This window comes from Ruegeria sp. AK4 (assembly GCF_056541025.1).
Window position 1 is genome coordinate 63,645 of the sequence record NZ_JBQFXS010000012.1, and the last position, 16,464, is coordinate 80,108.

A 16,464-nucleotide genomic window follows, 5' to 3' on the forward strand; every position below is an offset into this window, starting at 1 on the left:
GGTAACTCTGCTGCTCCTCAACAGCGCCTTGAGTTACCCGTAACGTTACGTTAGCATTCTTGCAGGCCACTCGGATGTCAATAAAAAAGAGTTACCCGTAACGTAAATGAGCAGCGATCCGGAAAAATACAATAAAAACAATAAAATAAGCCTTGCCGAGGTTGCAAGGGCCGCAGGCGTTTCCAAGATGACGGCAAGCCGGGTCCTGCGCGACGAAGGCGGATTTTCGGAAAAGACCCGTGCCAAGGTGATGGCCGAAGTCGACCGTTTGGGTTACCTGCCGAATCGTTTGGCGACGGTGTTTGCGGGCGACAAGAAGTCGACATTTGTAGGTGTCAGCATCCCCGAACTGGGCAACGAAATCTTCGCGCAGGTTCTGGAAGGCATCGACCGCAAGCTGGGCGCGTTTGGCCATCAAACCGTTCTGGGCCTGACCGAGCATGAAATCGATCACGAGGAAAAGTGGATCGAAACAGTGCTGTCCTGGCAGCCGGCCGGATTGATCGTAACCGGCCGCTCTCATAGCCCCAAGGCCATTCAGATGCTGCGCGGCGCGGGCATTCCTCTGGTCGAGATCTGGGACTTCAATTCAAGCCCTCTGGATATGTGTGTCGGCCTGAACCACTTTGACAGCGGCTACAGCATGGGCCGCTATCTTGCCGGGATGGGCTATCGGAAATTCGGTTATGTCGGCACATCCCATGACGTTGCCAATGCTGCAACGGCGCGTCTGCAGGGGTTCTCAAAAGCCATCGAAGATGCAAACGGGCAGCTTGAGAAACAGCTGCTTCTCAAGGACACCCCCGGATTCTATACTGGGTTCTACGGGACCGAGCAGCTTTTGGCCGCGCACCGGGATATCGAGGTGATTTTCTATCAAAACGACAACATGGCGATTGGCGGCCTGCAATATGCGCAGAAGATCGGGCTGCGGGTGCCGGACGATATCGGCATCGCGGGCTGGGGCGACCTGCCGATCTCAGCGATCCAGCCCTACCGTTTGACCTCGATTGCCGTGCCACATCTGAAAATCGGCCAGATCGCTGCCGAGATGGTGCTGGCACAGATCAACAACGAGCCGGTGAAATCCACAAAAGATGTCGGTTTCCGGCTAATACCCGGCAGTACGGTCCGGAAATCCAACGCCAGCGCGTAGGGCCCCCTTAGTGTGTCCGTTCGGCATGTCAGCCCCGCTTGCGCTGCGCATCCCTGATCAGGGCCGCCAACCGGTAAAACCCGTGCGCCATCTTGGTATAGGGCGTCAGCAGGAAAAACGTCAGGACTGATCCGAGATGAATGGCAAGCAGCGCGGGCATCAACGGTGTTGAGCCGAGGGCATAGAGAACCAATCCGCTGAACCCGACAAAGCCGAGCAACAGGATGAACCCGATATCCCCGCCCCAGGCTGACGGATCGCCAAGCTCGCGGTCGGATTTCTGCTTGAGCAGGGCCATGGCGCCACAACCCACTGTCAGCAACAGCCCGCCGGAAATCCCGAACAGTTTGGGCAAGGACCAGAACCCGTAGGGCGCGTGCAATCCTAAGCCATAATGCATGACCGTCGCGACCGAGGTCGATGCGACGCACAGCAGGAAGCCATACATGATGGCGTGATGAATATGACGTCGCGCCTGACTGAACCGGTCTTCGTCCTCGAAGTTGCAGCCCTCACCATGGCCTGCGGCCAGATCCTGCATCTTGCCCGCGCGTTTGAGAGCGGCGGTCAGGTCTGCCATTTGGATGGGATTGCCGCCGACCTCGGCCCAGTAGCGCCGCAGGCTGATGCCGATGCTGAACAGCGGCAGCAGGAACGCAGGTGCAAAGATCGCGACCATCGCATTGTGGGACAGGACGGCGTAGAACCCCTGACCTCCGCTCGATCCGATGGCGCGGATGGCCCAGAACAGCAGGGCAAACCCGATCACAAGCGCCAGCGCTATGGCCCCGCCATGGGTGTGAAACCGGCGCGCCAACGGCTGCGGCCACGCGAAGCTTTCCCAACCGTCGCGCCGCACCTCGGCCAGGGCCTTGGGCAGGTTCAGATCGAACTCATGCGGTGCCGTGTACTGGCAGGCGTAATAGCAGCCCCGGCAGTTGTGGCAGAGGTTGGCGAGTTGGGTGATATCACCATCCGAAAACGCGCGTTCCGCATGCAGGGATGGAAAGACCGAGCAATAGCCCTCGCAATAGCGGCAGGCGTTGCAGATCTCGGCCTGACGGCGGGCTTCCTGTATCAGTTCAGTTTGCATAAGCGGCGGCCTCACGTCCTGCGATGCGTCCAAAAACGGTTCCGATGGTCATGCCGAACCCGGCCAGATACCCTTGCCCAAGGATCGACCCGGCCATGGTTTCTCCCGCCGCCCAAAGGTTCTTGATCTTGCCGCCCGGGGTCGAACATTGCGCCGTGTCGTCGACCTTCAGCCCCAGATAGGTAAAGGTCACGCCGGTGCGCAGCGAGTAGCCATAGAAGGGCGGCTTTGTGATCGGGCGGGCCCAGTTGGTCTTGGGCGGGGTCAGGCCCGAGGTCGAAACACCGTCCAGTTCGGTCGGGTGGAACCCGCTGGTGTCGCCGCAGGCTTCGTTGAATTCACTGACGGTGGCCGTCAGTTTGTCGGCGGGCAGGTCCAGCATTCCCGCCAGTTCGTCCAGAGTATCGGCTTTCAGCGGCGGAAAGACCGAGGGCATGAACAGGTTCAGCGACTTGGCATCGATGATCACATAGCCCACCTGATCCGGCTGGGCCGCCACCAGACGCCCCCAGATCGCGTAGCGTTTCGGCCAGACATCTTCGCCCTCGTCATAGAACCGCTCGGCATCCTTGTTAACGACGATGGAAAACGGCACGCAGTCCAGCCGGGTGACAATGCCGCCATCGAATTTCGGCGCGCGCCCGTCGATGGCGACGGCGTGGCACTGGGTCGGATCGCCGACGCTTTGGACCCCTTGATCCAGAAGGTCGGCCAGCACCACGCCCCGGTTGTAGGGGGTGCCCCGGATCAGGAAGTTCTTTGCAGGCGCGCCCCAGGCGCGAGTCAGCCAGTCGGTGTCGGCCTGAAACCCGCCCGAGGCGACGATGACGGCCTTGGGCGTGATCCGGTGGGTTTGCCCTTCATAGGTATAGTCCACCCAGTCGATCTGATCGCCATTCAGCTCCAGATGCGTGACCGCCGCTTCATACAGCACATCCACGCCCAGACCCGCCGCCGTTCGGTAATAGGCGTTCACCAGAGATTTCCCGCCCCCCATGAAGAACGCGTTGGTGCGTGCCAGCGACAATGTGCCCGAAAGCGATGGCTGAAACCGAACCCCGTGCGCCTCCATCCATGGCAGGCATTCTTCCGAGGTGCGGATTGCCAAGCGCGCCAGATGTTCATCCGTTTTGCCCCCGGTGACCTTTAGCAGGTCCGAGAGGTATTCGTCTTCGCTGTATGCCTCGATCAGCGGACCCAAAGGCGCGCCGTGCATGCAGCGAAAGTTGCGGGTGTGGCGAGAGTTGCCCCCGCGATAGGGTTTCGGCGCCGTTTCAAGGATCAGAACGCGGGCACCGGCCTCAGCGGCGGTCATCGCGGCGCAGAGGGCCGCGTTGCCGCCGCCGATCACAGCGATATCGTAAGCTTCCTTTTGGGGGGCCATATCCTGTCTACCTACTGGGTTTCATCGACCGCGCGGTCGGGTTCAAGCTTTCGTTGCGTCCGTTTGTATACATATGGATACATAGGGAGTCAACACCATCAAAACCGCCGGAATCCGGAACTTCCAGAAACAGACCGCCTTATATTCCGGGAAAGTGAATCGGGCCGTAACACCCGGCCCCGCAGGCGCGTGGGATCGTTCCGGGTTTCCCCGGCCTTGGATGCGGATCATGCCTGTGACCGCTGGCGCAGCCGGAGTGGCCCGTCCGGTTACGCGCCGGTCCAAACCTCGGGATTGATCATGTGGATCGGCGCACCCTTGGCGTAGGCATTCACCTGATCGAAAATGTCGGCGAATTGCAGGTCGAACTCGTCCTCGGTCACGAAACCGATATGCGGCGTCGCGATCAGGTTGGGATGCGACAGCAGCGGATCGTTCGGATCGGTCAGCGGCTCGGCGTCGAAGACGTCAATCGCCGCTTTGCCGGGGCGCTCGGCATCGAGCGCCTCGAGCAAGGCACCCGGTGCGATCAGCCCGGCCCGTGAGGTGTTGACGAACAGCGCGCCCGGCTGCATCTGCGCGAAATCCGACGCGGCGATGATCCCGCGCGTGTCCGGTTTCAGGCGCACATGGACCGAGACCACATCGCTGTCCGCAAAGAAATCCTGACGGCTGGGTGCGACCTGCATACCGTCGGCCTGCGCCCGCGCCCGGCCGTCCTCCGAGGACCACCAGACCACATTCATCCCAAACGCATCGGCATAGCCCGCAACCGCGCGGGCGATGCGGCCATAGCCGTAAAGCCCCAGCTGCCGCCCGCGCAGCGTCTTGCCGACCCCGGCCTGCCAGCGCCCCGCCTTGACCGAGGCCATCTGCCCCGGCAAATCGCGCATCCCGGCCATGATCAGCGCCCAGGTCAACTCGGCCGCCGCATAGGACGGAGTGCCCGCATGCATGTTCGAGCACAGCAGCACGCCATGATCCGAACAGGCCTGCAAGTCGACATGAGGGTAAACACTGCGCTGGCTGATCAGTTTCAGATTGGGCAGGCCCGCAAGCAGGTCCCGCGTCACTTTGGTGCGCTCGCGGAACAGAACCACCGCCTCGGCCTCCTGCAACCTCAAGGCCAGTTTGGCGGGGTCTTCGACGTGATCGGTCCAGACCGTCACCTCATGTTCGACAAGCTTCGCAAAGCAGGGCAAACCGCGCAGCGTGTCGAACCAGTCATCCAGAATGTGAACCTTCATCGGCTTTCGATGCTCCGCCCGGGGGTCAGGTTTCTTGGTGTCGGAACAAAATTTGGCGCTTCAAGGGCGGCCAGCGCGTTGCGAACCCGTTCGCTTTGATCCAGCAGATGATTGAACTGCGCGTCGCATCCGGCAATCGGTGTCGGGTACTGCGCCATGTCCCGCCGCAGCGCGGCCTGTGCCAGCTTGAGCTCCTGCCGGGCGATGTCGAGGCATTCAGAATAGTCCGTCATAAGGGCCTCCTTATTGTATACCTTAGTATACCGAATTGACGGATGCCAATCAACTCCCGTTCCAGACGCTGTTCGGGACATAGATATGCCCGTCCGCCAGCTTGCGCGCGGTGCGTATCAGACCGGCTGAATTCAGCGAAAACCCCGTGTCGGTCGAGAAATCCACCAGAACCTCGATGGTCCCCGAGGCATGTTCCAGAACCACCTGTGCCGGCCGCGCGTTGCCCCGGTTCAGCAGCCCGTCCGCGACGGTTCCGGGCGTCAGGGCGCAGGACGCCATGCATTGCGCGCCGGTGACCGCCATTGTCGGGTGCGTTTTCCACGGCATGAAATACCTGACAGCAATCGTACCTCCGTCCCGGGCTGGGGCAAGAAGCCCGAACTTGGGCGTGACCGACTGAGAGACATCGCCCATGCCCATCAACTGCCCCGCCTCGATCCGAATGGCCTCCATCCGGTCAAAGAAGGCGCGGTTGGCGTCCAGCTCTTCCGCGCTTTCATACCCGGTCAGGCCAAAATCGGCCGCGCGGGCGATGGCCATCGGCATGGCGACATCCATGCAGGTCAGTTCAACCCCCTGAACTGTGTCGCGCAGATGTCCGGTGGGCAGAAAGGCCCCGGTCGATGATCCGACAACCCCCATGAAGCTCAGCTGCACCGGCGCGGCGTGCCCCGGAACACCGGCGATTTCGGCACCCCCGTCATAGGTCAGCTCACCGCCCGGCGTCTGCACCTGGGCGACAACCTGTGCGCCTGTATTGACAGCGCGGATGCGGATTTCGGTCTGATCCCCGTTGGGCCGGATCAGACCCATCTCGATTGCGGCCGGGCCAACCCCGGACAGGATGTTGCCGCAGGTCGGTTTGAAATCCACCAGCTTTTCCTCGACCGAAACCTGGGCGAAGAAATAGTCGATATCCGCCCAGTCATCACCGCTGACCGACAGCATCGCCACCTTGGTTGTCACCGCCGCGCCGCCGCCGATCCCGTCGATATTCAGCGGGTGACCGGCCCCGACCGCGGCGATCAGGACGTCGGCCAGAACCCCCTGATCCCCGGGCAGATCGGACCTGCGGAAATAGGGTCCGCGCGAGGTGCCGCCACGCATGAAGATATAGGGGATTGCGGTTTGCGTCATGGCACGGCTCATTTCAGCGGCCACGGCAGATCGACCATGTCCTGCAACAGCCCCGGTGGGAAATCCCGGTTCAGCGCGCCTGCCATGACGCACATGAAGCCGATACCGCAGGCGGTCAGGATCAGGGTCATCTGCCAGCTGGACCCGGCGCGAATGCGGAAGAAGGCGATCAGGAAGCCCAGCAGCGCAAGGATGAAGCCGACGACCCATGTGGCCGCGATCAGGCTCGCGAACCAGGCCAGCGTGGTCCACAGACCGTGGGGGGCGCTGGCGTCCTCGCCTGCGATTTCCTTGTCGGCGAAGATCGCATCGCCCTCGGGCCGCCGCATCATCTGGATCAACAGGATCACGCAGCAGAACAGCGAGACGCTGCCGATCACCAACGGGATGATCTTGTCGGTCATGTTGTAGTCGGGGATCATGTTGGCGTTCACCAAGGCGACGATCAGATAGGCCATGATCACCAGCAGGAAGACCAGCGGCGCGCGTTTGTGCCCGGCCTGCACGTCGCCTTCGGCCATGATCATCTTGGCCTGACGAATACCCAGAATGACCGAGACAACCGTGACCACGATCAGCACGATGACGATGGGGCTGAAGACATACTCCATACCTTCGCCAAAGCTCTTGCGGAACCGGAATGAGGCGATCTGGAACGCCTGATTGGTGAATTTCTCAACCGGGTTGGACAGCACGAACCCAATCAGGAAGGCCGGGCGCGACCAGTCGAACCGGCGCAGGAAGATGCCGATCAGGCCGATCACGAACAGGGCCAGAAGGTCTTCGAAGTTTTGCCCCGACTGGAAGGCGGCAAAGCTGATCAGCATGAACAGGAACGGCGCCAGATAGGTGAAGCGGATCGTGGTCAGCTTGGCGATCCCGCCCGAGGCCGCGATGCACAGGATGGTGCCCACGACATTGGCCAGCGCCAGCAGCCAGACGATGGAATAGGTGATGTCGAGGTTGTCTTTCAGCATGCTCGGGCCGACCTCGATATCGCCGGACCCCAACAGGGCCACCGCGCCGATGAAGATCGCCATCGAGCCCGAGCCGGGGATGCCGAACAGCAGCGTCGGCACCAGCCCGCCGCCCTCTTTGGCGTTGTTCGAGCTTTCCGGCCCGATCACGCCCCGCACTTCGCCCTTGCCGAAATTGCTTTTGTCTTTGGTGGACTGCACTGAATGGCCGTAGGCGATCCAGTCGACAACCGAGCCGCCGAGGCCGGGTATGACGCCCACAACCACGCCAATGATCGAACAACGGACCGACAGCCATATATTGGCGGCCCAGTCCTTGACCCCGTCCAGCCATCCGGCCCCCAGCGAGGCCCCTTTGGCAATCGACCGGTCCTGCCGCAGCAGCGAGACGATCTCGGGTACCGCAAAGATGCCCAGACCGACGATGACCAGTTTCAGACCGTCCGTCAGATAGGGAATGTCATAGGTCGCCATCCGCAGCGATCCGCCCGCATCGGCTTCGCCAATCGTGCCGACCATCAGGCCCAGACCGGCGGCGGCGACGCCTTTCAGCGGGATGCGCCCGGCGAGGATGGCAACCATCGACAGGCCGAGAATGGTGATCATCAACATCTCGGGCAGACCGAAGGCCAGAACGATGGGCCGCGCGATCAGGATAAACATGGTCAGGAAGGTCGCACCCACCAGACCGCCGAACAGGGACGAGGAAAAGGCCGCCGACAGCGCCCGCGCGGCCTCGCCCTTTTTCGCCATCGGGAAACCGTCGAGCACCGTCGCCTGCGAGGCGGAACTGCCGGGTATCCCCATCAGGACCGAGGCGAACGTGTCCGAGGTGGGCACAACGGCAACCATCCCGATCATCAGCGCCAGACCCAGGATCGGGTCCATCCCGAACATGAAAGGCAGCAACAGGGACAGACCGGCGATGCCGCCCAGCCCCGGAAAGACGCCCACGGCCAGACCCATCACGACGCCGAGAATAAGGTAGCCCAGAACGACAGGTTGCAGGATCAGACCCCACGCGTCGCTGAGCGCAGGTAGAGCGGTGGCGAAAACCTCCATAGCGGCCGCCTTTCATTGTTTGTCTTGTGTGCAGAAAAGCGCGCGCCCTTCGTTTGGGGCACGCGCTACGGCGTGTCGGCTTAGTTCAGCTCGACGCCGTAAGCCTCTTTCAGCCAGTTCAGGACATATTGCTTGGCGTTGTCGTCCACATTGGTCGCCGTCTGCAGCGCCGATTTGGACCCATCGCCGACAAACACCGGATATTTACCCACGCGCTTGGACGAGATATCGGCAAAGTCGCCACGCTCAGTCACGGCCTGGAAAGCGGCGGTGTAGGCATCGACGACCTCTGGCGGTGTGTCACCGGGCAGGAAGGCCAGTTTCTGCACCGGGAAACCCGCGACGAAAAAGGCTTTCCACGCATCCCATGCCTCACCGCTTGTTTCGCAGCCATCGGTGGCTTCGCAGACCTCTTTGAAGGTCGGGATATCCGGGAATGTCGGGTCGCGCACGATGTTGCCATCGGCATCCAGCGCGCCCCATGTCATCATCGGCACGGCCTGACCGGCCTCGACCAGCGGGGCCGAGCCGCCCAGATAGCCCGAGGAGGTCTGATAGTCGATATTGGCTTCGCCACGCTCGAACATCAGGCGGCCGTCACCGCGGCCCTTGATGCCAAAGACCGGTTCCACATTCATGCCCAGCATCTGCCAGGCCAGCAGCGGCACAAGGTCCAGACGGGTTGCGCCCTGCGAGCCGTAGATGAAGTTGGTGTCTTTCAGCGCATTGGCCGAGCCATCAAACTTTGCGCCATCCTCAGCGTTCAGATAGGCGACACCACCGGTTCCCGATGCCATAACCGGAATCCAGTCGTTATATTCATAGCGCACGCGCGGATCGCTCAGCAGATAAGGGAACTGGGTCGAACCGGAGGTGCCGAACAGCAGGGTGCCATCGTCGTGCTCCTGCTCCTGGAACCAGTTGGCTCCCTTGGTCGAACCGGCACCGGGCATGAATTTCACCACCACGGTCGGTTGCCCCGGCAGCGCCTCGGACAGAAGCGGCGCGAAGAAATTGGCCCATTTGGCCGACCCGCCCGTTTCCGAGAACGGGATGACCCATTCGATGGTCTTGCCCGAGAAATCAACTTCAGCGGCAGCGGGCGCGGCGATACCGGCGGCGGCGATCAGCCCCACGACGGCGCGACGGGTGAAATTGGAAATGGTCATTGGTTCCTCCCTGTTGACCAGACAACCACGGCAACGCGACTGGCGCCACTGTGGATGCAAATAGAACTGCGGGGTTGATTCCCCCTCCCATCTGGCAATCATGGAACGCCAACCTTGCGTGAAACTTGCAGGAGAGCGGATGCGGATCGTCATCGTCGAGGATAATGAACCCCTCGCCAACGCCATCGCCTATCGTCTGCGCGACCGGGGCCATGCCGCCGACGTGTTGACCGATGGCGACGCGGCGCATCTGTATCTGCAGCAGGAAGGCGCGGATCTGATCGTGCTGGATATCAACCTGCCGGGCCGGTCCGGGCTTGAGATCCTGCGATCCCTGCGCAACCGGGGCGACGGCGCGCCAGTGATCCTGCTGACCGCACGGACCGAAACCAGCGACCGGGTGTCCGGGCTGGACATGGGGGCGGACGATTACCTGGTCAAACCCTTCGAAATGGACGAGCTCGAGGCGCGCATCCGGGCGCTGTCGCGCCGCAAACAGCTGGATTACGGCGCGCGCGAAACACTCGGGGATCTGGAGTTCGACCGCACCGCCCGTCAGGTCAGTGTCCGGGGCGAGGTTCTGGATATTCCGCGCCGGGAAATGGCCGTGCTTGAATGCCTGTTGGAGCGCCGGGGACGGATCGTGCCGAAAAACCAGCTGACCGATTATGTCTATGGCGTTGGCGCGGATGTCGAACCCTCTGCCGTGGAACCGCATGTGTCGCGGTTGCGCAAACGGCTGCAGGACCTGGGCATCAGGATCAAGACCGCCCGCGGCCTTGGCTATCTGCTCGAGGTGGAACAGTGATCCATCTCGGCTCGCTCCGGCTCAGGCTGTTTGTTCTGATCCTGACGCCGCTGGTCTTGCTGGCGATCCTGCTGGGGCTGTGGCGCTTCTCGGTCGCCCAACGGACCGCGCAGGAACTTTTTGACGACAGCCTGCTGTCGGCGGGTCTGGCGATTTCCCGCGATGTCGCCATCTCGGGCGGCGATGCCTTGCTGCCATCGACCCGCAACATGATCCGCGACGCTTCGGGGGGCGAGATTTTCTATCACGTCACCGGCCCGGGCGGTATCTACGTGACGGGCTATGCCTATCCCCCGACCTCGGCAGGACTGGACCAGCAAGACCCGTATACGCCATTTTTCTTTCAGGCTGTCTATCGGACCGAGCCGGTGCGCGTGCTCAGAATGACGGAACGGGTGACGCTGGAAAACCTGGAAGGGGATGCAACCGTCACCGTCTGGCAGCGCATGGCCGACCGCAATGCGTTTGCCAGCCAGCTATCGATCCGCGCGGCGATCCTGATGGGCATCCTGCTGGCGACACTTGCCATCGTCGTCTGGTTCGGCGTCGCGCGCGGTCTGCGGCCCCTGCTGGATTTGCAGCATGCCATCGAACTGCGCTCCCCCGATGACCTGAGCGAGATCAGGCGGTCGGTCCCGCTTGAGGCTCAGGGCATCGTCAAGACCCTGAACCGGCTGTTCGGGCAGGTGGAACGCAACATCACCGCGCACCAGACGTTCATATCCGAAGCCGCCCATCAACTCCGCAATCCGGCAGCAGCCGTACAGTCCATGGCCGAGGCCCTTCGGAACGCAAAAACCGACACCGACAGGGACAGGCGCATCGCGGATCTGGTGGTCGCGGCAAAGGGGTCGGCGAATGTGGCAGAGCAATTGCTGTCGCTGGAACGCTTGCGCAACCCGACCCATCTGGACCGGATCGAGGAGTTCGATTTTCGTGGCATCGTCGAAGATGTCTGCACCGATATGGGCGTTCATTTTCTTGCCAAAGGTATCGAATTTGAACTCGACATGCCGGACATGGCGATTCCGGTGTCCGGCGACAGGGTTTTCCTGAGCGAGGCCATCAAGAACCTTCTCGACAATGCGCTCAAGCATGGGGGTAAAGACCTGAGCGCGGTGTCGGTGACCGTTCTGCGCAAGACCGACACGGTATCCTTGACGGTGACCGACGATGGCAAGGGCCTGTCCCCCGAGCATAGCGAAACCGCCTTTGGACGGTTTTCTCAACTGGAGCCGTCCGATGGAAGCGGCTTGGGGTTGTCGATCGTCTCTGCGGTCGCACAACGCCACGGTGGGCAGGTCTCAATCAATCGTGCCCGGCGGGGGGCGAGCCTTACGCTTGAGCTTCCGGTGGTGTCGTAAGTTCCTTTTTGGCAGCTTTTGCCATCAGGGGGGTGGTTGCAAATGCCACGACCGGTCTGTTCCGGCTCAGCCGGGATAGGCCGCCGCCAGATACCGCACGAAATGAACCGTCAGGTTCTCGCGCCGCGACTGGTCGGGCCATACCGCGTAGATCCCAAGTGGGCGGAGCCTCCAGCCGGGCAGAAGTTCCACGAAACTTCCCGATCTCAGGCCGCGTTCGGCCAGGTACCGGGGCAGCACTGTGATTCCAAGGTTCTGCTGCGTCAGGTGGTGCAAGGCATCCACGTTATCGACCTGAACCCGCGCCTCGCCCGCCACTTTCACGGTCTGTCCTTTTTTCCCGATAAACTCAATGATATCAGACCGCTGCGCATAGCTGATCCAATCCCAACCGTCCAAATCACCAGGGTGCCCAGGCTTTGGCCGGGATGCCGCATATTCGCTGCCCGAAACCAGAGCCCGGTCAATTTCACCCAGTTTCCGGGACATCATCGCGCTGTCATCCAGCCAGCCTACCCGGATAATCAGATCAAACCCGTCCTCCAACAGATCGACAGGATGATCGGTAAAGGACAGGGACAGCGCCACATTCGGGTGTTTCCGCGCAAACGCGCCCATCGCGGTCAAAAGCTGCGACGATGACATGAAAGCAGGCACCGAGACCCGCAGCGCGCCGGCAGGTTCCAGCGTCAGGGTGTTCAACTCATTCACTCCGGTTTCGGCGCTGCGGATCATGTCCACCACGCGGGTATAGAACACGCGCCCTTCATTGGTCAGCGCGATCTTCCGCGTGGTGCGGTACAACAGGGTGACACCCAGAAAGTTCTCCAGGTCCGTCACCGTCTCGCTGATCCGCGACGGCGCCACGCCGATGCTTTTCGCGGCGGCCCGGAACGATCCTTCGTCGACCACGCGGGCAAAGACGGCCATGTGCTTGAGATGATCGATCATTGTTCTGTTTTGCGGAACTATATCTTCGGATTTCAGCCAATTCCCAAAACAGTGCAGCGAAAATACCTTGTGTGCAAGCGGGATCACCCCCCTCACCCGAAGCCCGGAGCATGTTATGACCCTCAAGACCCTGGCGCTGAGCGCCGCATTCGCGTCAATCGCAGGCGGAGCACTGGCGGACGACACAGCGACCGTCCAAATCTTCTACGACTTGCTGAGCCATCCAACGTCACAAGACCACGTGGCCGCCTTTCAGGCCTCGGTCGCAGACAATTGGGAAAGCATTGGCGACTATTCCGGGTCCAGCGAATCCAGCGAAGCCTTTCTGGGTCAGATCGGCGGGTTCGGGAAACTCATTCCCGACCTCGAATGGTCGGTGCAGGCCATGCATCAGGCGGGCGACTTCGTGACCGTCCGCAGCCGCGCCACCGGCACGCCCGCCGGACCGATGTTCGGTGTCGACGGACAGGGGCGCAGCTTTGACATCATGACGATCGATATCCACGAACTGGACGACGGCAAGATCATCCGCTCGTACCATGTCGAAGACTGGGCGGGGGCGCTGCAACAGCTTGCTGGCCGGTAATCCGGCACTCCGGCCCGTTCCGGTTCCGAGCAATCGGGTCTATCATGGCCCAAGCCGCCCGAAGGGAGATCGACCATGAAACTGCGCCACCTTCTCAGTCTGGCGACCATCGCCTGCGTAAGCGGGGCATCGCATGGGTTGGCCGACCTTCCCAATCTGCCAGCCCGTGAAACGCCGGTTCCGCGCACGACTAATGGCGTCCCGCATGTTCAGATCGGCGTCCAGCCGGATCCGGAATTGTCCGAGGCGCTTCTGAACAGGGTATCGAACCTGCCCGGGGTCGAGATCAGGCCAACGGTCGTCTCGCTGCCCGGCGCTTTGGGCTTCTGGATCACCGAAGACACGGCGCTGGCGCGGCCGGATGTCATTGTGGGCGGTCGCGAGTTTGCCCATATCCACCCCGATGGCAGCCTGCATGCCGCGCTGTCACCGGCGCTCGCGAAAGTGGCGGCTGAAAAAGGCTGGGCCGTCAGCCATCCATGGGCGGATCAAAGACCCGGCTGGGGCGGATTTGTCATGATCTTCACCCCGGCAAACCCCGAGGAACTGGAGGTCGTATTCGATCTGGTCGAGGCATCTTACCAGTTTGTTACCGGGTTGGGTTCATCCTCAAACTGAATTGCCCCCGCAATTTCATCCTACTGAACCGAAGAACCCAGCCGCGCGACTTTACGACGGTCCGCGGCAACACCCCCTTTGTCGGATTTGCATGTCTTCGTGCGTCCTTGCACCATGCGATCCATGCACGGAGGGAAAGATGATCTACGCTATCACGATTTATGGCGAAGCCGGTGTGTTTGAAGCGCTGCCCGAAGATCGCCAGGACGAGGTGATGTCGGGCCACGGGGCACTGCAATCGGCTTTACAGGACCGGGGTGAGTTTGTGACGATGAAGCTGATGCCGCCCACCTCGGCCGTGATGGTCGAACCCGCCACCGCCGAGGGCGCGGCGCCGCTGATCACTGACGGGCCGTTTTCCGAAACAAAAGAGAATTTCCTCGGGTTCTACGCCGCCGAATTCAAAGACCTTGATGAGGCTTTGGAATATGCCAAGATGATCTCGTCGCCCGTTGCACGGCTGGAAGTGCGGCCCGTCGCCTGGGCCGGGGGTGTCCTTTCATCGGAATAGCCCATGTCGGACTGGCTCGAGGCCACATTTTCGCAACAACGCCCACGGGCCATCGCAGCGCTGACGCGGGTGTTTCGGGATATCGACACGGCGGAAGAGGCCTTTGCCGACGCCTGCCTGAAGGCGCTGACGGTTTGGCCGCGGGACGGCGCGCCCCGCGATCCGCTGGCGTGGCTTCTGACGACGGCGCGCAACTCGGCGCTCGACCATCTGCGCAAGTCGCAACGCCGGGCCGCCATCCTGTCGCGCCATACGGCAGAGTTTCAGCCGATGCCCGCCGAAACGCCTGACCCGGACGAGATGCGCGACGATGTTCTGCGGCTGCTTTTCATCTGCTGCCATCCGGAACTGGATCGACGCGACCAAATCGCCATAGCGCTGCGCGTGGTTCTGGGCCTGAGCGTCGATGAAATCGCCAGCGGATTTCTGATCCGGCCCAAGACCATGGAACAGCGGATCACGCGCGCCAAAAAGAAGATTGCAGCCAGCCCGGTCGCTTTCGAAACCCCCAGCCCGGCTGAGCGTGGCGCGCGGCTGGGTAAAGTGTCGCTGATGATTTACCTGATGTTCAGCGAAGGGTGGTCAACCTCGGCCGGCCCCGGGCAAATGAAGGTTACATTATGTGAAGAGGCGATCCGCCTCGCCCGCCTGCTTGTGGCGTTGTTCCCGGCGATGGGCGAGCAGGCCGCCCTGCTGGCGCTTCTGTTGTTCCAGCACGCGCGGCGGGCTGCACGGATTGACGCGGGCGGCAAGCTTGTCGCGCTCGACGATCAGGACCGGAACCTCTGGGACCGCACAAACATTGCCGAGGCTACGACCCTGTTGCAAAAGGCCCAGCGGATCGGCCATCGCGGCGTCTATATCATTCAGGCCGCGGTGGCTGCGGCCCATGCCCATGCTGCCTCGGCCGACGACACGGACTGGGCCGTGATCGAAGCCCACTATGCCGCCCTATACGCGCTGCAGCCAACCCCTGTGATCCGGCTCAACCAGATCGCGGCGCAGGCCAAGCTGCGGGGTCCGCGCCATGCGTTGAAAGCGATGGAGGCTCTGGAAGCGGATCTATCCGCTTATCGTTGGTTTCACACCATGCGCGGCGGGCTGTTGCAGCAAGCAGGTGACCACAGACCCGCGATTGCAGCCTTTGAAACCGCGCTGACCCTCGCCCCCACGGACCCTGAACGCGTTGCGATCATGGATAAAATCGGGATCAGCAAAAAAGAACTGGGCGGCGTGTAGGGATACCGCCCCCCTCGCGCGTCCTTGGATCAGACCCGCACGGGGCGGGGCGCAACCAAGGGAGATACCCATGAGTATTCTTGAGATGACCACTGTCGGCAATTCCGGCTGGATCGGACATTCTGGACCGGATCAGGGCAAGGCCAAAGCTTTCTACCAGGCGGTGCTGGGCTGGGCGATCAACGACATGCCGATGCAGGACGGGTCAAGCTATTCGGCGGCAGTGGTGGGCGAAACCGCCATTGGCGGCTTTTCCCCGATGCCCGAGGACAGTGGAAGCTGGACGATCTTCTTCACCGTGGCCGACGTGGATGCCAGCGTCGCCAAAGCCGAGGCGCAGGGGGCCGCCGTTGTCCAACCGGCGATGGACATGCCCGGCGTCGGGCGCATGGCCACGCTGACCGACCCGCAGGGGGCGCGGTTCGCGCTGATCACCTATGAAAGCATGGCGTCCTGAGCGCAGTCTGGAAGGAACAATCAGATGCAACAACTCCCCTCTATCGCGCTGGCCGTGACGGCGGTGTTTGTCCTGATGAGCATTCCGATGGCGATGGCCGTCGGGGTAAGGCGCGCCAGAACCGGCATTCCCTTGCTGCATGGCGAGGATGAAGGGCTGCTGCGCCTGATGCGGGCGCATGGCAACTTCATCGAATATGTCCCGCTGGCCCTGCTGGCCCTTGCCGGGGCCGAGGTTACGGGAACCGAGCCCTGGCTTGTGGCCCTGTGCGGCGGCGTGCTGCTGCTGGCCCGCCTGATCCACTATTTCAGCCTGCGCGCCTCGGCCGAGGGCAAAGGGCGCGCGATTGGCGCGGCGCTCACGACCCTGACCATGACGGTGCTGGCGCTAGCGATCCTGTGGCAACTCGGGACCGGTGGATAAAGCGCTCAACGCCCGTATGCGCGACGCTCTGGCCGCGCATACGGGCAT

General features: G+C 62.0%; 17 protein-coding genes. 9 read left to right on the forward strand and 8 right to left on the reverse strand.

Features of this window, described 5'->3' with window-relative positions; translation table 11 throughout:
- Positions 1-106 precede the first annotated feature (106 nt).
- The gene (locus tag ACR0EZ_RS18520; protein ID WP_480615895.1) at positions 107-1,156 is read left to right on the forward strand and encodes a LacI family DNA-binding transcriptional regulator; all 1,050 of its coding nucleotides are present in this window, start codon (positions 107-109) and stop codon (positions 1,154-1,156) included.
- A 28-nt stretch (positions 1,157-1,184) separates the two neighbouring features.
- On the opposite strand, the gene tcuB is transcribed toward ACR0EZ_RS18520, so the two are convergent.
- The 7 genes from tcuB to ACR0EZ_RS18555 all read right to left on the reverse strand — a co-directional run bounded on the left by tcuB (position 1,185) and on the right by ACR0EZ_RS18555 (position 9,459).
- Positions 1,185-2,249 carry a tricarballylate utilization 4Fe-4S protein TcuB gene (gene tcuB, locus ACR0EZ_RS18525; protein ID WP_480615897.1) on the reverse strand — a complete coding sequence of 355 codons (1,065 nt, stop codon included), beginning with the start codon at positions 2,247-2,249 and terminating at the stop codon, positions 1,185-1,187.
- Positions 2,239-3,633, reverse strand: coding sequence for an FAD-dependent tricarballylate dehydrogenase TcuA (gene tcuA / locus ACR0EZ_RS18530; RefSeq protein WP_480615899.1), 1,395 nt, complete (start codon positions 3,631-3,633; stop codon positions 2,239-2,241). The genes tcuB and tcuA overlap by 11 nt, the downstream gene beginning before the upstream one ends.
- 269 nt (positions 3,634-3,902) lie before the next feature.
- Positions 3,903-4,880 carry a D-2-hydroxyacid dehydrogenase family protein gene (locus tag ACR0EZ_RS18535; RefSeq protein ID WP_480615901.1) on the reverse strand — a complete coding sequence of 326 codons (978 nt, stop codon included), beginning with the start codon at positions 4,878-4,880 and terminating at the stop codon, positions 3,903-3,905.
- Positions 4,877-5,113 (reverse strand): hypothetical protein, encoded by a 237-nt coding sequence (locus tag ACR0EZ_RS18540; RefSeq protein WP_480615903.1) that lies wholly within the window; start codon positions 5,111-5,113, stop codon positions 4,877-4,879. Before ACR0EZ_RS18540 ends, ACR0EZ_RS18535 begins: the two co-directional genes overlap by 4 nt.
- 49 nt (positions 5,114-5,162) lie before the next feature.
- A complete protein-coding gene (locus ACR0EZ_RS18545; RefSeq protein WP_480615991.1) occupies positions 5,163-6,251 on the reverse strand; it encodes a 4-oxalomesaconate tautomerase in 1,089 nt (362 codons plus the stop codon).
- Positions 6,252-6,259: 8 nt separating this feature from the next.
- Positions 6,260-8,290 carry a tripartite tricarboxylate transporter permease gene (locus ACR0EZ_RS18550; RefSeq protein WP_480615905.1) on the reverse strand — a complete coding sequence of 677 codons (2,031 nt, stop codon included), beginning with the start codon at positions 8,288-8,290 and terminating at the stop codon, positions 6,260-6,262.
- Between the two features lie 80 nt (positions 8,291-8,370).
- Positions 8,371-9,459, reverse strand: coding sequence for a tricarboxylate transporter (locus tag ACR0EZ_RS18555; protein ID WP_480615907.1), 1,089 nt, complete (start codon positions 9,457-9,459; stop codon positions 8,371-8,373).
- Positions 9,460-9,598: 139 nt separating this feature from the next.
- On the opposite strand from ACR0EZ_RS18555, the gene ACR0EZ_RS18560 reads away from it, so the two are divergent.
- Together ACR0EZ_RS18560 and ACR0EZ_RS18565 are read left to right on the forward strand one after the other, a co-directional pair.
- Positions 9,599-10,267, forward strand: a complete 669-nt coding sequence (locus tag ACR0EZ_RS18560) for a response regulator transcription factor (RefSeq protein WP_480615993.1) — start codon at positions 9,599-9,601, stop codon at positions 10,265-10,267.
- Positions 10,264-11,631: a sensor histidine kinase gene (locus tag ACR0EZ_RS18565; RefSeq protein WP_480615909.1), complete on the forward strand. Its 1,368-nt coding sequence runs from the start codon at positions 10,264-10,266 to the stop codon at positions 11,629-11,631. Before ACR0EZ_RS18560 ends, ACR0EZ_RS18565 begins: the two co-directional genes overlap by 4 nt.
- A 66-nt stretch (positions 11,632-11,697) precedes the next feature.
- Here the strand turns inward: ACR0EZ_RS18565 and ACR0EZ_RS18570 are convergent, their stop codons facing one another.
- Positions 11,698-12,582 (reverse strand): LysR family transcriptional regulator, encoded by an 885-nt coding sequence (locus tag ACR0EZ_RS18570; RefSeq protein ID WP_480615911.1) that lies wholly within the window; start codon positions 12,580-12,582, stop codon positions 11,698-11,700.
- Positions 12,583-12,697: 115 nt separating this feature from the next.
- On the opposite strand from ACR0EZ_RS18570, the gene ACR0EZ_RS18575 reads away from it, so the two are divergent.
- From ACR0EZ_RS18575 to ACR0EZ_RS18600, 6 genes are all read left to right on the forward strand, one after another.
- Complete coding sequence (locus tag ACR0EZ_RS18575; RefSeq protein WP_480615913.1) at positions 12,698-13,168, forward strand: ester cyclase; 471 nt, start codon at positions 12,698-12,700, stop codon at positions 13,166-13,168.
- Between the two features lie 75 nt (positions 13,169-13,243).
- Positions 13,244-13,786 carry a luciferase domain-containing protein gene (locus ACR0EZ_RS18580; RefSeq protein WP_480615915.1) on the forward strand — a complete coding sequence of 181 codons (543 nt, stop codon included), beginning with the start codon at positions 13,244-13,246 and terminating at the stop codon, positions 13,784-13,786.
- Between the two features lie 139 nt (positions 13,787-13,925).
- The gene (locus ACR0EZ_RS18585; RefSeq protein WP_480615917.1) at positions 13,926-14,297 is read left to right on the forward strand and encodes a YciI family protein; all 372 of its coding nucleotides are present in this window, start codon (positions 13,926-13,928) and stop codon (positions 14,295-14,297) included.
- A gap of 3 nt (positions 14,298-14,300) precedes the next feature.
- Positions 14,301-15,536 carry an RNA polymerase sigma factor gene (locus tag ACR0EZ_RS18590; RefSeq protein WP_480615919.1) on the forward strand — a complete coding sequence of 412 codons (1,236 nt, stop codon included), beginning with the start codon at positions 14,301-14,303 and terminating at the stop codon, positions 15,534-15,536.
- Between the two features lie 70 nt (positions 15,537-15,606).
- Complete coding sequence (locus tag ACR0EZ_RS18595; protein ID WP_480615921.1) at positions 15,607-15,993, forward strand: VOC family protein; 387 nt, start codon at positions 15,607-15,609, stop codon at positions 15,991-15,993.
- A 24-nt stretch (positions 15,994-16,017) separates the two neighbouring features.
- Positions 16,018-16,416, forward strand: a complete 399-nt coding sequence (locus tag ACR0EZ_RS18600; protein ID WP_480615922.1) for an MAPEG family protein — start codon at positions 16,018-16,020, stop codon at positions 16,414-16,416.
- The last annotated feature ends 48 nt before the right edge of the window (positions 16,417-16,464 follow it).

Coding starts and splice junctions, on each gene's coding strand:
- ACR0EZ_RS18520 (WP_480615895.1), top strand. CDS start 107: ATGAGCAGCGATCCGGAAAAATACAATAAAAACAATAAAATAAGCCTT.
- tcuB (WP_480615897.1), bottom strand. CDS start 2,249: ATGCAAACTGAACTGATACAGGAAGCCCGCCGTCAGGCCGAGATCTGC.
- tcuA (WP_480615899.1), bottom strand. CDS start 3,633: ATGGCCCCCCAAAAGGAAGCTTACGATATCGCTGTGATCGGCGGCGGC.
- ACR0EZ_RS18535 (WP_480615901.1), bottom strand. CDS start 4,880: ATGAAGGTTCACATTCTGGATGACTGGTTCGACACGCTGCGCGGTTTG.
- ACR0EZ_RS18540 (WP_480615903.1), bottom strand. CDS start 5,113: ATGACGGACTATTCTGAATGCCTCGACATCGCCCGGCAGGAGCTCAAG.
- ACR0EZ_RS18545 (WP_480615991.1), bottom strand. CDS start 6,251: ATGACGCAAACCGCAATCCCCTATATCTTCATGCGTGGCGGCACCTCG.
- ACR0EZ_RS18550 (WP_480615905.1), bottom strand. CDS start 8,290: ATGGAGGTTTTCGCCACCGCTCTACCTGCGCTCAGCGACGCGTGGGGT.
- ACR0EZ_RS18555 (WP_480615907.1), bottom strand. CDS start 9,459: ATGACCATTTCCAATTTCACCCGTCGCGCCGTCGTGGGGCTGATCGCC.
- ACR0EZ_RS18560 (WP_480615993.1), top strand. CDS start 9,599: ATGCGGATCGTCATCGTCGAGGATAATGAACCCCTCGCCAACGCCATC.
- ACR0EZ_RS18570 (WP_480615911.1), bottom strand. CDS start 12,582: ATGATCGATCATCTCAAGCACATGGCCGTCTTTGCCCGCGTGGTCGAC.
- ACR0EZ_RS18575 (WP_480615913.1), top strand. CDS start 12,698: ATGACCCTCAAGACCCTGGCGCTGAGCGCCGCATTCGCGTCAATCGCA.
- ACR0EZ_RS18580 (WP_480615915.1), top strand. CDS start 13,244: ATGAAACTGCGCCACCTTCTCAGTCTGGCGACCATCGCCTGCGTAAGC.
- ACR0EZ_RS18585 (WP_480615917.1), top strand. CDS start 13,926: ATGATCTACGCTATCACGATTTATGGCGAAGCCGGTGTGTTTGAAGCG.
- ACR0EZ_RS18590 (WP_480615919.1), top strand. CDS start 14,301: ATGTCGGACTGGCTCGAGGCCACATTTTCGCAACAACGCCCACGGGCC.
- ACR0EZ_RS18595 (WP_480615921.1), top strand. CDS start 15,607: ATGAGTATTCTTGAGATGACCACTGTCGGCAATTCCGGCTGGATCGGA.
- ACR0EZ_RS18600 (WP_480615922.1), top strand. CDS start 16,018: ATGCAACAACTCCCCTCTATCGCGCTGGCCGTGACGGCGGTGTTTGTC.